Here is a 403-nt window from a genome sequence, read left to right as displayed (position 1 = left end):
TTCCATGACAGTCTCCAGTTTGTTTCAGTTAAAACGTAGTAGTGTTGGTAAAAAATCAATGCTCTTCAGATGCCATCGACAGATAGACAATCGTCAGAACCATGAAGATGAAGGCTTGCAGCGTAATAATCAGGATGTGGAAAATGGCCCAAGGCACATTCAGAACCCACTGTGACCACCACGGCAACAGACCAGCAATCAGAATGAAAATCAGCTCACCGGCATACATGTTGCCGAACAGTCGCAGACCGAGAGAGACCGGTTTGGACAGCAGGCTTACCCCTTCAAGGATTAAGTTGACAGGAATGAACGCCCAGTGATTGAACGGCTGCATGGTCAGTTCTTTAACGAACCCACCAACGCCTTTCATTTTGATGCTGTAGAAAATAATCAGGATGAACAC

Annotated in this window: 1 protein-coding gene; it reads right to left on the bottom strand. The window is 45.9% G+C overall.

The features are described from left to right. Nucleotides 1-55: 55 nt before the first annotated feature. A partial coding sequence (locus tag GR212_RS36690; protein WP_163995042.1) for a F0F1 ATP synthase subunit A occupies nt 56-403 on the bottom strand: 348 nt, incomplete at its 5' end.

Origin of the sequence: Martinezella lusitana (genome assembly GCF_010668395.1) — a bacterium.
GTDB classification, from domain to species: Bacteria; Pseudomonadota; Alphaproteobacteria; order Rhizobiales; family Rhizobiaceae; genus Rhizobium; species Rhizobium lusitanum_A.
The sequence above is the reverse complement of the archived record's forward strand: the minus strand, read 5'-3'. Positions and strand labels throughout refer to the sequence as shown.